The organism is Pseudomonas sp. 20-5, from assembly GCF_056782835.1.
The window spans coordinates 2,046,569-2,061,393 of record NZ_CM165584.1; the positions used below are offsets into that span (position 1 = coordinate 2,046,569).

At 68.5% G+C, this 14,825-nt stretch carries 10 protein-coding genes; 3 read left to right on the forward strand and 7 right to left on the reverse strand.

The window, feature by feature from the left end; all coding sequences use genetic code 11:
• Nucleotides 1-3: 3 nt before the first annotated feature.
• The 7 genes from AC1RB9_RS09615 to AC1RB9_RS09645 are packed head-to-tail and all read right to left on the reverse strand — an operon-like array spanning nt 4 to nt 7,957.
• Nucleotides 4-1,083 carry an alpha/beta hydrolase fold domain-containing protein gene (locus AC1RB9_RS09615; RefSeq protein ID WP_003105002.1) on the reverse strand — a complete coding sequence of 360 codons (1,080 nt, stop codon included), beginning with the start codon at nt 1,081-1,083 and terminating at the stop codon, nt 4-6.
• A gap of 53 nt (nt 1,084-1,136) precedes the next feature.
• Nucleotides 1,137-2,768, reverse strand: a complete 1,632-nt coding sequence (locus AC1RB9_RS09620) for a BatD family protein (RefSeq protein ID WP_003113945.1) — start codon at nt 2,766-2,768, stop codon at nt 1,137-1,139.
• Entirely contained in the window at nt 2,765-4,525 is a 1,761-nt protein-coding gene (locus AC1RB9_RS09625; protein WP_003119769.1) for a VWA domain-containing protein, read from the reverse strand. The genes AC1RB9_RS09620 and AC1RB9_RS09625 overlap by 4 nt, the downstream gene beginning before the upstream one ends.
• A complete protein-coding gene (locus tag AC1RB9_RS09630; RefSeq protein WP_003107433.1) occupies nt 4,522-5,544 on the reverse strand; it encodes a vWA domain-containing protein in 1,023 nt (340 codons plus the stop codon). The genes AC1RB9_RS09625 and AC1RB9_RS09630 overlap by 4 nt, the downstream gene beginning before the upstream one ends.
• Entirely contained in the window at nt 5,537-6,031 is a 495-nt protein-coding gene (locus AC1RB9_RS09635; protein ID WP_003107434.1) for a DUF4381 domain-containing protein, read from the reverse strand. The genes AC1RB9_RS09630 and AC1RB9_RS09635 overlap by 8 nt, the downstream gene beginning before the upstream one ends.
• Entirely contained in the window at nt 6,028-6,966 is a 939-nt protein-coding gene (locus AC1RB9_RS09640) for a DUF58 domain-containing protein (RefSeq protein WP_003116458.1), read from the reverse strand. Before AC1RB9_RS09640 ends, AC1RB9_RS09635 begins: the two co-directional genes overlap by 4 nt.
• A gap of 10 nt (nt 6,967-6,976) precedes the next feature.
• Entirely contained in the window at nt 6,977-7,957 is a 981-nt protein-coding gene (locus AC1RB9_RS09645; protein ID WP_003103494.1) for an AAA family ATPase, read from the reverse strand.
• A 340-nt stretch (nt 7,958-8,297) separates the two neighbouring features.
• Between AC1RB9_RS09645 and AC1RB9_RS09650 the strand changes: the two genes are divergently transcribed.
• The 3 genes from AC1RB9_RS09650 (at nt 8,298) to AC1RB9_RS09660 (ending at nt 14,794) form a co-directional block, all read left to right on the forward strand.
• Nucleotides 8,298-9,068, forward strand: a complete 771-nt coding sequence (locus AC1RB9_RS09650) for a hypothetical protein (RefSeq protein WP_003091293.1) — start codon at nt 8,298-8,300, stop codon at nt 9,066-9,068.
• A 272-nt stretch (nt 9,069-9,340) separates the two neighbouring features.
• A complete protein-coding gene (gdhB, locus tag AC1RB9_RS09655) occupies nt 9,341-14,203 on the forward strand; it encodes an NAD-glutamate dehydrogenase GdhB (protein ID WP_003452533.1) in 4,863 nt (1,620 codons plus the stop codon).
• Between the two features lie 147 nt (nt 14,204-14,350).
• A complete protein-coding gene (locus tag AC1RB9_RS09660; RefSeq protein ID WP_003109601.1) occupies nt 14,351-14,794 on the forward strand; it encodes a MarR family winged helix-turn-helix transcriptional regulator in 444 nt (147 codons plus the stop codon).
• The last annotated feature ends 31 nt before the right edge of the window (nt 14,795-14,825 follow it).

Below are 14,825 nucleotides of genomic sequence, written 5' to 3' on the forward strand. Positions count from 1 at the left end.
CGCCTACTTGAGCACCTTGATCGGCTTCACCGGGGTGCCGTCGCTCCACTGGCCCATGCCGGTCTGCTCCGGCGTAGCGCCCAGGGCGTACTGGCGGTTGCGGTTGTAGAACGCCGCGTCGGTGAGGCCATCGAACAGCTTCCAGGTGCCGTACCAGTCGAGGGCGTCGATCACCAGCGGGTCGTGGCCGGTATAGCGGCCTTCGGCCTGCTGGACTTCGAGGCGCTTCTCGACGCGGTCGAGCAACCAGTCGCTGTCTTCTTCCTTCGGATACTGCGGGCCGAATACCGGCGCGGTGGGTGCCGCGTGGTTGGCCAGCAGCGGCGGAGCGCCGTGGCGATCGCTGCGCAGCAGCAGCAGGTTCTTGTCGCTGGGCGGAATGTGCCGGCTCTGGCGGTAGATGCGCTTGGCGTCGGTGCAGGCCACGTGGCTGTCCTCGTCGCCGCAGACCGCCAGCAGCAGGGTGCCCTTGGCCAGCCCCGACAGGCGTTCCTGGGCCACGCCGTCCCAGCGCTTGCCCTGGCTCTTGCCGGGCTCGACCACCATCAGCGCCTTCGCCGCCGGCAGCTTCAGGCGTTCGCTGGCGGCCGCCAGGTTGGCGGCGAGCAGTCCGCCGGCGGAGTGGCCGAGGTAGGCGACCTGGTTCAGCCGCGGGCGCACCCCCAGCTCGCCGGCCTGCAGGCGCCTGAGGGCGTCGCCGAGGGCGCCGGCGGCATTGTCGAGGAAGTCTGCGTTGGGCGTCTTCAGGTCCGGCTGGTAGCGCGGGTAGACCACCACCATGCCGCGGCGGACGATATGGTCGATCCAGGCGCGGTAGAGGTCCGGCTGCATCACGCTCCAGCCGTGCAGGAAGATCACCAGCGGAGCGTTGCCGGGGACCGGTTGCTCGGGGGTGAACACCCAGTATTCGCGAGCGCCTTCGCCGAAGTGCCACTGATGCACGCTGGCATGGCGATAGTCCGCGCCGCCCGGCCCTTCGGCCGGCTGCGTCGGCGGCGTGGGCGCGGTCGGCGGTTCGGCGGCCGTCGCGGCGTGGCCCAGGAGCAGGCCGCACAGGACGAGGTACAGGGTACGGAAGCGCATGCGGGCCCTCTTGCGGAATCGGAATGTCGTGCCAGTCCTAACCATAGCGCCGTTCAGCGCGGATAGAGCGGTGGCAGGCCGCCATTGTCGACCGCTCCCGCCGGCGCTTGTTCCGTGGTGGGCAGGGCGCGGATCGCCCGCCACAGGTCCTCGCCCTGCCAGGAATGGCCGCTCTCGCTGTACAGCGCGCCGTTGAGGCCATCCAGGGCGTCGGACAGCGGTACGAAGCGGGCCGCCATGTCGGCCAGGGTATCGGGTTGCTGACGGGCCCAGGCGTCCAGGGCCTGGCGGGTCGCCTGGGGATCGTTGGCCAGGCAGGCGCGGCGCAGCTCGTCGAGCAGGCTGCGGCTGCTCGGGCCGTTGGCCGCGGCGCGGATCACCGCCGGCAGCTGGCGGGCGCGCCACCAGAGGCCGAAGCCGAGCAGGGTGGTCAGGGCCAGCACGGCGGTAGCCAGTTGCCAGGGCCAGAGCGTCGGCTCCAGGCGTTCGCCGAGCGGCAGCGCCGCCGCCGGCGGCTCCGCCTCGGCCTGCGGCGCGGCGGCCACTTCCAGGGTGCGCGGTGGCAGGCTGGTGCGCTCCAGGCGGTCTTCGCGGGTGTTCCACCAGACCACTTCGAGCGCCGGCAACTCGATGCGCCCGGCCTGCTCGGGCACCAGCGCCTCGCGCTCCTCGCGACTGCCGATGAGGCCCTGGTCGGTGCTCTGGTCGGCCAGCTGCGGTTGGTCCGGGTAGCGCCGCAGGCCTTGCACGTCGGGCAGCGGCAACGGCGGAAGCTGGGTGCCGGAAAGCCCCTCGACCTTCAGCAGCACGTTGCGCGTCAGCGATTCGCCGACCTGTGCCTGCTCCGGCTGCGGGCTCCAGCTTTCGCTGATGCTCAGCGCGCGGGCCGGCATCCAGGGCGCGTCGGCCGGATAGTCGGCGGGCTTGGGCCGGACCTGTAGCGGGATGCTCGGCGAAGTCACCCGCATCTGCCGGCCGGGGCGCGGGCCGAAGGGGTTGTAGTCGTCGCTGCCACGGTCGACCAGGGTCGCACTGAAGGCTTGCGCAGGAATCTCCAGGGTGCCGCTCTTCTGCGGGAAGATCGCGTAGCGCACCTCGATCACGCCGTGGCGGATGCCGTTGATCTCCTTCTCGTAGGTGCGCGCCTCGCCGAGCTGTTCGACCTTCGCGTCGTTCATCGCCAGCGGGGTCAGGCTGCTGTCGTCGTATAGCGACACCGAGTGGTAGATGCGCAGGGTGAGGATCGCCTGGGCCTGCACGTAGACTGTCTCCTGGTCGACGCTGGCATCGATGAAGACCGGCGCCAGCTTGCTGCTCTTGGCGCGGTCGCGCGCCTCCAGTACGTGCAGCCTGATCGGCTGGGTGCTGCTGGCGCCGAGGCTGATCGGCGGGATCGCCACGTAGCCGCTCTGCTTCGGCAGGAGGGTGACGATCCAGCGGGTGGTGGCCTGGGCCCGGCCGTTCTGCGTGGCGAGACGGTTGACCTGGCGCGTGCCGAGGACCTCGAAGAGGGCGTCCAGCGGGCTCAGGTCGGGTTTGCCGAAGAGGGTCGGGTCGTCCGATTCCAGCGTCAGTTCGACGCTTTCCCCTTCGGTCAGGCGGGCGCGGTCGACGCTGGCGCTGAAGCTGGCATGGGCGGAAACGCAGAGGAGCGCGAGAAGCAGGCTGCAGAACAGGCGGATCATGGCGTGGCTTCCTGGCGTTGCTGCTGTTGGTACCAGAACTTGCGCCGCAGCAATTCGGCGGGATCGTCGGGAATCTGTCGCAGCCATTGCTCGAGGGCCTGGCGACGTTCGTCGTCGAGTCCGTCGTCGGCTTCCTCGTCGCCCGTCCGCTCGTCCTCGGCGTTGGGCTGCGGCTGCGCTTGGCCGGGTGCTCCGGCGGTCTTCTCGCCTTCGTCTTCCGGCAGGCTGGTCGAGGGCGCCGCGGCCTGGGCCTTCTGCGCATCGACGGTCGCCGCGTCGCGCGGCGGCCGCTGGCTGCTTCCGGATGGCGGGCTCTGCTGGCTCGCTTCCTGGCGCTGTTCCTTGTTCTCGCCGGCCTGCTGCTGCGCCGCCTGTTCCTGGCGTTGGCGCAGCAGTTCCTCGACCAGGGCCTTGTTGCGTTGCGCGGCGACCAGTTGCGGCTGGCGCTCCAGGGCTTGTTCGTAGGCGTCGACGGCGGCTTCCAGTTCGCCCTGGCGGGCCAGGGCGTTGCCACGGTTGTAGTGATCGTCGGCCTGGTCGCCTTGGGCGAAGGCCTGGGCCGCGGCGGCGTAGTCGCGGGCCTGGTAGAGCGACAGGCCTTTCCAGCGGAAGTCCTCGAAGCGCTTCGCCGCCTCGTCCGCCTGGCCCCGTTGCAACAGGCGCTGGCCTTGCTGGTCCGGACGCAGCCAGAGGTCTTCGAACTGGAAGGCCATGGCCGGTTGCGGCAGGCTCAGCATCAACAGCGGCAGGCAGAACAGCCAGCCGCGCCGTCCGGCACAGGCGGCCAGCAGGAGCAGCGGCAGGAGCAGCCAGTAACCCTGGTCGGCCCAGCGCTGCAGGCGCAGCAGGGCGTTCTCGCGATCTTCCTCCAGCGTGCCGCCGCGGGCCAGCAGGCCGAGGCTGTCGAGGTCGCGGTCGTTCGGCCGCAGGCGCTGGTAGCCGGCGCCGATCTCCGCGGCGAAGCGGCGCAGCCCGCTTTCGTCGAGCCTGGGCAGGAGGATGCCGCCCTGGTCGTCCTTGAGGAAGCTGCCATCCTCCTGCTGCACCGGAGCGCCCTTCGGCGTGCCGACGCCGAGCACGGCGAGGCGCGCCGCCCGGTGCTCGAGGGCGCTGCGGATGCCCTGGCGCTCGGGTTCGCTCAGCTCGCTGGTCAGCAGCAGCAGGCGGCCGCGGCCCTGGGCGCCCTGTTCCAGCAGGTCGAGGGCCTGGCGCACGGCGAGGTCGGCGCGCTGGCCGGGCTCGGGCATGATCGAAGGTTTCAGGGCGTCGAGCAGGTTGCGCGCGGTGAGCTGGTCGTCCGACAGCGGCACCAGGGTATGCGCGCTGCCGGCGTAGACGACGATCGCGGTCTGCGCGTCGTTGCGCGTGCGAAGCAGGTCGAGCAGCTTGCGCCGGGCCTGCTCCAGGCGGGTCGGCGACAGGTCGCCGGCAAGCATCCCGGGAGTCAGCTGGAGGATCGCCACCAGCGGGTCGCTACGCTTCATCGAGGGCTGTTCCAGTTGCTGCCAACTGGGCCCGAGCAAGGCCAGCAGGGCCAGCAGCCAGGCGATGCCGAGGCAGATCCAGGGCATGCGGTTCTGCCGCCCGGCGCCGCCGACCAGCAGCCAGGGCTGGAAGGCCGTCGGCAACAGCAACTGCCAGCGTCCGGCACGACGCTGGCGATGCAGCAGCTTCCACAGCAACCAGCCAAGCAGCGGCGCCAGCAGCAGCCAGTAGGGGCGCAGCCAGTGCGGCCAGGCGTCCAGCAACAGGTTCATGGTTGCCTCCCGGAACGGCGGCGCGGCCAGGTCCGGTTTTCCCGTGGCCAGAGTTCCAGCGCCACCAGCAGCACACTCAGGCCGAGGGCGGCGGCCAGCGGCCAACTGTACAGCGCCAGGGCCGGGCGCGCCCGGGTAGTCTGCTGGGCGACCGGTTCGAGGCGGTCGAGGGTCGCGGAAATGCTTTCCAGCTCGGCGCTGGATCGCGCGCGGAAGTATTCGCCGCCAGTGCTCTCGGCGATACCGCGCAGGGTCGGCTCGTCGAGATCGAGCCCCGGGTTGAAGCCGAACAGGCCGGGCACGCCGCCTTGCTGCGGGTCGGCGCCGATGCCGATGGTGTAGATCTTCACCTGTTGCTCGGCGGCCAGTTGCGCGGCGATCTGCGGGGCTATCTGTCCGCCGGTGTTGGCGCCGTCGGTGATCAGCACCAGCACCCGGCTTTCCGCAGGCCGCTGGCGCAGGCGCTTGACCGCCAGGCCGATGGCGTCGCCGATCGCGGTGTTCTTGCCGGCGATGCCGATCTGTGCCTCGTCCAGCCAGACCCGCACGGTGTGCCGGTCGAAGGTCAGCGGCGCCTGCAGGTAGGCCTGGCTGCCGAACAGGATCAGGCCGACGCGGTCGCCACGACGGTCTTCGATGAAGTCGCCGAAGAGTTTCTTGATCAGTTCCAGGCGGCTGATCTCGTCTTCCTGCCAGCGCATGTCGCGGTAGTCCATGGAGCCGGAGACATCCACCGCGAGCAGCAGGTCGCGGCCGCTGGCGGGTAGCGGCAGGGGGTCGCCGACCCACTGCGGGCGGGCCGCGGCGAGCAGCAGGAGGAACCAGAGCAGGGCGAAGCGCACCTGCTGCCGCCAGGCCGGCAGGCGTGCGCGGGCACGGCGTCCGGCGAGGCTTTCGAGTTCGTCGAGGAAGCTCACCTTGAGCGCCGCCTCGCCGCTGTCGGCGGCCGGCAGCACCAGGCGCAGCAGCCAGGGCAACGGGGCGAGGGCGAAGACCCAGGGCCAGGCGAACTCAAACATGCTTGCGAATCCAGGTGGCGACGGCGGCGTCGAGGCCGTCCACGGCCTTGTCGTCGAGGGTGCAGTCGGCGCGGTAGCCGCCTTCCACCAGGATCATCCAGCGGGTCAGGCCGGCGGCCGGGCAACGGTTGTCGAGGAACGCCAGCCAGGCGCGGCCGCTGAGGGCGTGGCTGCCGCTATCTGGCCAGCGCGCCCTGCAGACCCGCTTGAGCAGGCCGTTGATGGCTTGCAGCCAGGGTCCGGCGGAAGCCCTGCCGTAGGGCTTGGCAAGCGCCGCCAGTTCGGCCAGGGCCGCTTCGCGCAGCGGATCCAGCGGCGCTTCGCCGCGGGTGGCGATGGTGCGCCGCGGCAGGTGCCGGCGCAGTCGCCAGAGCCCCCAGCCGAGCAACGGCAGCAGGGCGGCCAGCAGCCACCAGCCGGGCGCTGGCGGCCACCAGCCGACGGGCGGGGGAGCGATCAGCGGTTCCAGCCGGTCGAGCGGATTCATGCGCGATACCCCGGCTGGTGTTGTTCCAGCAGGTCCCGCAACTGCTCCACCAGGTCTTCCTGGGTCGACAGCGGCAGCAGCGGCACGCCCAGTCGCTGGGCCAGCCGCTGCCAGCGCGCGCGGCGCGCCTCGGCCTGTTCGCGATAGGCCTGGCGCAGCTCGTCGGCGTGGGTGTCCAGTTCGAGGTCGGCGGCGCCTTCGCGGAAGCGCAGCAGTCCGGCGGCGGGAAGGGCATGGTCGAGCGGGTCGGACAGCGGCAGCAGCACCAGGTCGGTATGGCGTGCGATCAGGCTGAGTTGCTGCTCGGCGACGTCATTGAGTGTGCGCTCGTCGCACAGTACCAGGATCAGGCTGCCCGGGCGCAGCACTTCGCGGGCGCGGCGCAGGGCCAGGCCGAACAGTTCGCCAGGCCGCTCGGCCGGCGTCTCGCGCAGCTCGCGATTGGCCCGCAATAGCTGGTTGAACAGTTGCAGCAGGCTGTGCTTGCTGCGTCGCGGCTTGATTTCGTGGCAGTCGCGGTCGCTGAATACCAGGCCGCCGATACGGTCGTTGTGGGCCAGCGCCGACCAGCCGATGAAGGCCGCCGCGCGTGCCGCCAGCACCGCCTTGAAGCACAGGCCGGAGCCGAAGAACAGGCGCTGGCTCTGTTCGACCAGGACGAACACCGGTCGCTCGCGTTCCTCGTGGAACAGCTTGGTGTGCGGCTCGCGGGTGCGCGCGGTGACGCGCCAGTCGATGGTCCGTACGTCGTCGCCGGGCTGGTAGATGCGCACCTGGTCGAAGTCCACGCCGCGTCCGCGCAGGCGCGAGTGATGCAGGCCGACCAGCGGGCTGCGGCGGTTCTGCGAGGAGAACAGGCGCGCTTCGTGGAGCCGGTGGCGCATTTCCAGAAGCTCGTCGAGGCCCAGTTCGACCCCAGGGGCGGCGCTCAGCATGGCGGCGGCCTCAGGCCACGGCGACCACGTCGAGGATGCGCTGCACGACCCGGTCCTGGTCGATGCCGGCGGCTTCCGCCTCGAAGGTCAGGATCAGGCGATGGCGCAGCACGTCGAACAGCACCGCCTGGATGTCCTCGGGGCTGACGAAGTCGCGTCCGGCCAGCCAGGCGTGGGCGCGCGCGCAGCGGTCGAGGGCGATGGAGCCGCGCGGGCTGGCGCCGTAGGAGATCCATTCGGCGAGTTCCGCGTCGTGCTTGGCCGGGGTGCGGGTGGCCATGATCAGTTGCACCAGGTATTCCTCCACCGCGTCGGCCATGTACAGGCCGAGGATTTCCTGGCGCGCGGCGAAGATGGTTTCCTGGGTCACCCGGCGCTCCGGCCGGGCCTCGCCGTTCAGTGCCTCGCCACGCGCCTGCTGGAGGATGCGGCGTTCCACCGAGGCCTCCGGGTAGCCGATCTTGACGTGCATGAGGAAGCGGTCGAGCTGGGCTTCCGGCAACGGGTAGGTACCTTCCTGCTCGATCGGGTTCTGTGTCGCCATCACCAGGAACAGCTGTGGCAGGTCGTAGGTGCTGCGGCCGACCGAAACCTGGCGCTCGGCCATGGCTTCGAGCAGCGCCGACTGCACCTTGGCCGGGGCGCGGTTGATCTCGTCGGCCAGCACCAGGTGATGGAAGATCGGGCCTTGCTGGAACACGAAGGTGCCGGTCTCCGGACGGTAGATCTCGGTGCCGGTGATGTCGGCGGGGAGCAGGTCGGGAGTGAACTGGATACGGTGGAACTCGGCTTCGAGGCCTTCGGCGAGGTCCTTGATGGCCTTGGTCTTGGCCAGTCCCGGCGCGCCTTCCACCAGCAGGTGGCCGTCGGCTAGCAGCGCGATCAGCAGGCGGTCGACGAGTTTTTCCTGGCCGAGGATCTGGCTCGACAGGTAGCCCTTCAGTCCCTGCAGGGCGCTCTTGTGCTGCGTGCTTTCTGGCTCGTTGCTCATTGTCTGGACTACCGGTTCCAAGGCCTGCTGGGGTGTCGCTCGGTGGCGCACGGCGAGGCCGGCGCGGGCGGGCGGGGAGAAGGCTCCGCTCTGCGGCGGATGACGGCCCCCCGATCCCGCACATGTTAGCGCACGGCGACTGCCTAGCGTACTCTCCGACGCTCGTGCCGCGCCTATTCGTGAACCCGCGCGGGTATGCCGGTGAAAAGCCTCCGCCTCTCGCCGTGACCTGCCTCGCGAAGCGCGGCGGATCGACGCGCCCGGGGAACTTCGCCGGCTCAGGCGGGTCGGTTTCCGCGATGCGAACAGCGAATGGACAGAGCGTTTGTCAGGAGCGACATTGCCGGGGCTTGCCCGGCGCAAGGGGGAGGGCCGCGCCCGGCGTGGGTGGCGGCGCTGGGTCGGTGGGCTGCTGTTGCTGCTCGGCGCGCTCGCCAGCGGATGTTCGAACGCGCCGCGCAACGCCGCCGGCGAGGACACCAGCCAGGGTTCGATGCGCGCTGGCGAATTCCTCCAGACCGATGCCGATCGCATGGCCACCCTGGCCATGCGCGACAACCTGCAAAGCCTCTACCAGTTGCTCTGGAAGCTGTACAAGCGCAATCCCGCCGAATGGAAGAAGACCGGCCTGCCGAGCCAGGCCGACGCCGAGCTGGCGATCCGCCGGGCCATCGAGCAGAACCGCGAACTCAGCGACCTGGGCGGCCGCCGCGACATCGCCGCACTGTCCTACTCCCTCGATCCGGCGTTCAAGGGCGACCGCGTCGGTGCCTTCATATACTCCCTGGCCAGCATGCTGATCACCGCCCATGGCGGGCGCACCGAGTTCTACGTCTACCAGGGGATCGACGCGCAGTACGTCTACAACGCCGCGCGCAACGTCGAGGTCGCCACCTGGATGCTGGCTACCCGCAAGGACGACAAGGGTGCCCCGTTGCTGCTTTCCAACGCCCTCACCGACGACGCCAGCAACCTCAGCTACGCCCGCGAGTTCGCCAAGATCGTCGCGCGCCTGGACCTGCTCGCCGAGGTGCTCGGCGAACGCTACCGGCGGATCAGCGTGAACTACGCCCAGGGACTGCTGTTCATGCATTTCCTGCCGGTGCAGTGAGCCGATGCTCCCGGGGTGAACGAATATGTCGCAGCACGGTAAGTGTTTTGCCTTGCCGGCTCGTTAAGCTCTGTCGGATATGACCGGCGGGTCGCTCGCCGAAAAGGGCGGTTCCCGGTCAGCCTTTGCTGTGCGCCTGCCTGCCTGGATTAATGCTCAGCTTCTGCTGAACTTCATGGACGCAGCGAGGGTCGGTCCGAAGGTGCGTTGCTCGCGACCTTTCCCGCGAACCGCTCGCCTCCATGAAATAACAAGCCAAGCGGAGTACAACCATGGCGTTCTTCACCGCGGCCAGCAAAGCCGATTTCCAGCATCAACTGCAGACGGCACTGGCGCAGCACCTCGGCGACAAGGCGTTACCACAAGTCACGCTGTTCGCCGAACAGTTCTTCAGCCTGATCTCCCTCGATGAACTGACCCAGCGTCGGCTTTCCGACCTGGTCGGTTGCACCCTTTCCGCCTGGCGCCTGCTGGAGCGCTTCGACCGCGACCAGCCCGAAGTCCGCGTATACAACCCCGACTACGAGAAGCACGGCTGGCAATCCACCCACACCGCGGTGGAAGTGCTGCACCCGGACCTGCCGTTCCTGGTCGACTCGGTGCGCATGGAACTGAACCGCCGCGGCTACAGCATCCATACCCTGCAGACCAACGTCCTCAGCGTGCGCCGCTCGGCCAAGGGCGAGCTGAAGGAAATCCTGCCCAAGGGCACCCAGGGCAAGGACGTCAGCCAGGAATCGCTGATGTACCTGGAGATCGACCGCTGTGCCCACGCCGGCGAACTGCGGGCGCTGGAGAAGGCCCTCCTGGAGGTGCTCGGCGAAGTGCGCGTGACCGTCGCCGACTTCGAACCGATGAAGGCCAAGGCCCTCGAACTGCTGGCCTGGCTCGGCAAGGCCAAACTGAAGGTGCCGGCGGAGGAGCTGAAGGAAGTGCGCAGCTATCTCGAATGGCTGCTGGACAACCACTTCACCTTCCTCGGCTACGAGGAATTCAGCGTCGCCGACGAGGCCGACGGCGGGCGCATGGTCTACGACGAGAAATCCTTCCTCGGCCTGACCCGTCTGCTGCGTGCCGGCCTGAGCAAGGATGACCTGCACATCGAGGACTATGCCGTCGCCTACCTGCGCGAACCGGTCCTGCTGTCCTTCGCCAAGGCTGCCCATCCGAGCCGTGTGCACCGCCCGGCCTACCCGGACTACGTGTCGATCCGCGAGCTGGACGGCAAGGGCCGGGTGATCCGCGAGTGCCGCTTCATGGGCCTGTTCACCTCCTCGGTGTACAACGAGAGCGTCAACGACATCCCCTTCATCCGCGGCAAGGTCGCCGAAGTGATGCGGCGCTCCGGTTTCGACACCAAGGCCCACCTCGGCAAGGAACTGGCCCAGGTGCTGGAAGTACTGCCGCGCGACGACCTGTTCCAGACCCCGGTGGACGAGCTGTTCAGCACCGCCCTGGCGATCGTCCGCATCCAGGAGCGCAACAAGATCCGCGTGTTCCTGCGCAAGGACCCCTACGGTCGCTTCTGCTACTGCCTGGCCTACGTGCCGCGCGACGTGTATTCCACCGAGACGCGCCTGAAGATCCAGCAGGTCCTGATGGAGCGCCTGCAGGCCAGCGACTGCGAGTTCTGGACCTTCTTCTCCGAGTCGGTGCTGGCCCGCGTGCAGTTCATCCTCCGCGTCGACCCGAAGTCGCGCATCGACATCGACCCGGCGCGCCTGGAGGAAGAAGTGATCCAGGCCTGCCGTTCCTGGCAGGACGACTACAGCAGCCTGGTGGTGGAAAACCTCGGCGAGGCCAAGGGCACCAACGTCCTGGCCGACTTCCCGAAAGGCTTCCCGGCCGGCTACCGCGAGCGCTTCGCCCCGCACTTCGCGGTGGTCGACCTGCAGCACCTGCTCAGCCTCTCCGAGCAGCGCCCGCTGGTGATGAGCTTCTACCAGCCGCTGGCGCAGGGCGAGCAGCAACTGCACTGCAAGCTGTACCACGCCGACACCCCGCTGGCCCTGTCCGACGTCCTGCCGATCCTGGAGAACCTCGGCCTGCGCGTGCTCGGCGAATTCCCCTACCGCCTGCGCCACCAGAACGGCCGCGAATACTGGATCCACGACTTCGCCTTCACCTACGCCGAAGGGCTGGACGTGGACATCCAGCAGCTCAACGAGATCCTCCAGGACGCCTTCGTCCACATCGTCAGCGGCGACGCCGAGAACGACGCCTTCAACCGCCTGGTGCTGACCGCCAACCTGCCGTGGCGCGACGTCGCCCTGCTGCGTGCCTACGCGCGTTACCTGAAGCAGATCCGCCTGGGCTTCGACCTCGGCTACATCGCCAGTGCGCTGAATGCCCACACCGACATCGCCCGCGAGCTGGTGCGGCTGTTCAAGACCCGCTTCTACCTGGCGCGCAAACTCACCGCGGAAGACCTGGAAGACAAGCAACAGAAGCTGGAGCAGGCGATCCTCGGTGCCCTCGACGAAGTCCAGGTGCTCAACGAGGACCGCATCCTGCGGCGCTACCTCGACCTGATCAAGGCGACCCTGCGGACCAACTTCTACCAGCCCGACGGCAACGGCCAGAACAAGAGCTACTTCAGCTTCAAGTTCAACCCGAAGGCCATTCCGGAGCTGCCCAGGCCGGTGCCCAAGTACGAGATCTTCGTCTACTCGCCGCGCGTCGAGGGCGTGCACCTGCGCGGCGGCAAGGTGGCTCGCGGCGGCTTGCGCTGGTCGGACCGCGAGGAAGACTTCCGCACCGAGGTGCTCGGCCTGGTCAAGGCCCAGCAGGTGAAGAACGCGGTGATCGTGCCGGTCGGCGCCAAGGGCGGCTTCGTCCCGCGCCGCCTGCCGCTTGGCGGTAGCCGCGACGAGATCCAGGCCGAGGCGATCGCCTGCTACCGGATCTTCATTTCCGGCCTGCTCGATATCACCGACAACCTCAAGGAAGGCGAAGTGGTGCCGCCGGCCAACGTGGTCCGCCACGACGAGGACGATCCCTACCTGGTGGTCGCCGCGGACAAGGGCACGGCGACCTTCTCCGACATCGCCAACGGCATCGCCGCCGAGTACGGCTTCTGGCTCGGCGACGCCTTCGCCTCGGGCGGCTCCGCCGGCTACGACCACAAGGGCATGGGGATTACCGCCAAGGGCGCCTGGGTCAGCGTGCAACGGCACTTCCGCGAGCGCGGCATCGACGTGCAGAAGGACAACATCAGCGTCATCGGCATCGGCGACATGGCCGGCGACGTGTTCGGCAACGGCCTGCTGATGTCGGACAAGCTGCAACTGGTGGCCGCCTTCAACCACATGCATATCTTCATCGACCCGAACCCGGACGCCGCCAGCAGCTTCGTCGAGCGCCAGCGCCTGTTCAACCTGCCGCGTTCGAGCTGGGCCGACTACGACGCCAAGCTGATCTCCGCCGGCGGCGGGATCTTCCTGCGCAGCGCCAAGAGCATCGCCATCACCCCGGAAATGAAGGCGCGCTTCGACATCCAGGCCGACAGGCTGGCGCCCACCGAGCTGATCCATGCGCTGCTCAAGGCGCCGGTCGACCTGCTCTGGAACGGCGGGATCGGTACCTACGTGAAGTCGAGCAAGGAAACCCACGCCGATGTCGGCGACAAGGCCAACGATGGTCTGCGCGTCGACGGCCGCGAGCTGCGCGCGAAGGTGGTGGGCGAGGGCGGCAACCTGGGCATGACCCAACTGGCGCGGGTCGAGTTCGGCCTGCACGGCGGTGCCAACAACACCGACTTCATCGACAACGCCGGTGGCGTGGACTGCTCCGACCATGAGGTCAACATCAAGATCCTGCTCAACGAAGTGGTGCAGGCCGGCGACATGACCGAGAAGCAGCGCAACGCGCTGCTGGTGAAGATGACCGACGCGGTCGGCGCCCTGGTGCTGGGCAACAACTACAAGCAGACCCAGGCGCTGTCCCTGGCGCAACGTCGCGCCCGCGAGCGGATCGCCGAGTACAAGCGGCTGATGGGCGACCTCGAGGCGCGTGGCAAGCTCGATCGCGCCCTGGAGTTCCTGCCTTCCGACGAGGAGCTGGCGGAACGCATCAGTGCCGGCCAGGGGCTGACCCGCGCCGAGCTGTCGGTGCTGATCTCCTACAGCAAGATCGACCTCAAGGAATCGCTGCTGAAATCGCTGGTGCCGGACGACGACTACCTGACCCGCGACATGGATACCGCCTTCCCGGCATTGCTGGCGGAGAAGTTCGGCGACGCCATGCGCCGCCATCGCCTGAAGCGCGAGATCGTCAGCACGCAGATCGCCAACGACCTGGTCAACCACATGGGCATCACCTTCGTGCAGCGCCTGAAGGAGTCCACCGGCATGAGCGCGGCCAACGTCGCCGGGGCCTACGTGATCGTCCGCGACGTGTTCCACCTGCCGCACTGGTTCCGCCAGATCGAGAACCTCGACTACCAGGTGCCCGCTGATATCCAGCTGACCCTGATGGACGAACTGATGCGTCTCGGTCGCCGCGCCACCCGCTGGTTCCTCCGCAGCCGCCGCAACGAGCTGGACGCGGCGCGCGACGTGGCCCACTTCGGCCCGCGCATCGCCGCCCTCGGCCTGAAGCTCAACGAGCTGCTCGAAGGGCCGACCCGCGAGCTGTGGCAGGCGCGCTACCAGACCTACGTCGACGCTGGCGTGCCGGAACTGCTGGCACGCATGGTGGCCGGTACCAGCCACTTGTACACGCTGCTGCCGATCATCGAGGCGTCCGACGTGACCGGCCAGGACACCGCGGAAGTGGCCAAGGCCTATTTCGCCGTGGGCAGCGCGCTGGACCTGACCTGGTACCTGCAACAGATCACCAACCTGCCGGTGGAGAACAACTGGCAGGCGCTGGCCCGCGAGGCGTTCCGCGACGACCTCGACTGGCAGCAGCGGGCGATCACCGTCTCGGTGTTGCAGATGCAGGACGGACCGAAGGAGGTCGAGGCTCGCGTCGGCCTGTGGCTGGAACAGCACCTGCCGCTGGTCGAGCGCTGGCGGGCGATGCTGGTCGAACTGCGTGCCGCGTCGGGTACCGACTACGCCATGTACGCCGTGGCCAACCGCGAGCTGATGGACCTGGCGCAGAGCAGCCAGCACGGTGTCTGCATCCCCTGATGCGAGCGGCCTGACGGCAAGCAAGAGCCCCGCCCTAGTGCGGGGCTCTTTCATTTCAGCTGTCGTGCCGTCGGTCGGGTCCCATGGCGGGCGGCGTTGGATGTGTTATTTTGCTATGAAAATATAGCTATGATTATGTAGATAAATATGCCCACCAACCAGGATCTCCAACTGGCAGCGCATCTGCGCAGCCAGGTCACCACCCTGACCCGCCGCCTGCGTCGCGAGGCGCAGGCCGATCCGGTGCAATTCTCGCAACTGGTCGTGCTTGGCGCGATCGACCGCCTTGGCGGCGACGTCACACCTTCCGAGCTGGCCGCCGCCGAGCGGATGCGCTCGTCGAATCTGGCCGCGCTGCTGCGCGAACTGGAACGCGGAGGGCTGATCGTCCGTCACGCCGATCCGCAAGATGGGCGCAGAACCCGCGTGTCGCTGAGCTCGGAGGGCCGGCGAAATCTCTACGGCAACCGCGCCAAGCGCGAAGAATGGCTGGTGCGTGCCATGCACGCCTGTCTCGACGAGAGCGAGCGCGCCCTGCTGGCGGCGGCCGGTCCGTTGCTGACACGCCTCGCGCAATTCGAGGAGCCCTGAATCCAGGGCTTTGGGTTCCGGCAGATGGAAG

Bases quoted from the DNA above. Each gene is read 5' to 3' on its own strand.
- gdhB (WP_003452533.1), top strand. From the start codon at position 9,341: ATGGCGTTCTTCACCGCGGCCAGCAAAGCCGATTTCCAGCATCAACTG.
- AC1RB9_RS09625 (WP_003119769.1), bottom strand. From the start codon at position 4,525: ATGAACCTGTTGCTGGACGCCTGGCCGCACTGGCTGCGCCCCTACTGG.
- AC1RB9_RS09635 (WP_003107434.1), bottom strand. From the start codon at position 6,031: ATGAATCCGCTCGACCGGCTGGAACCGCTGATCGCTCCCCCGCCCGTC.
- AC1RB9_RS09640 (WP_003116458.1), bottom strand. From the start codon at position 6,966: ATGCTGAGCGCCGCCCCTGGGGTCGAACTGGGCCTCGACGAGCTTCTG.
- AC1RB9_RS09645 (WP_003103494.1), bottom strand. From the start codon at position 7,957: ATGAGCAACGAGCCAGAAAGCACGCAGCACAAGAGCGCCCTGCAGGGA.
- AC1RB9_RS09630 (WP_003107433.1), bottom strand. From the start codon at position 5,544: ATGTTTGAGTTCGCCTGGCCCTGGGTCTTCGCCCTCGCCCCGTTGCCC.
- AC1RB9_RS09660 (WP_003109601.1), top strand. From the start codon at position 14,351: ATGCCCACCAACCAGGATCTCCAACTGGCAGCGCATCTGCGCAGCCAG.
- AC1RB9_RS09620 (WP_003113945.1), bottom strand. From the start codon at position 2,768: ATGATCCGCCTGTTCTGCAGCCTGCTTCTCGCGCTCCTCTGCGTTTCC.
- AC1RB9_RS09615 (WP_003105002.1), bottom strand. From the start codon at position 1,083: ATGCGCTTCCGTACCCTGTACCTCGTCCTGTGCGGCCTGCTCCTGGGC.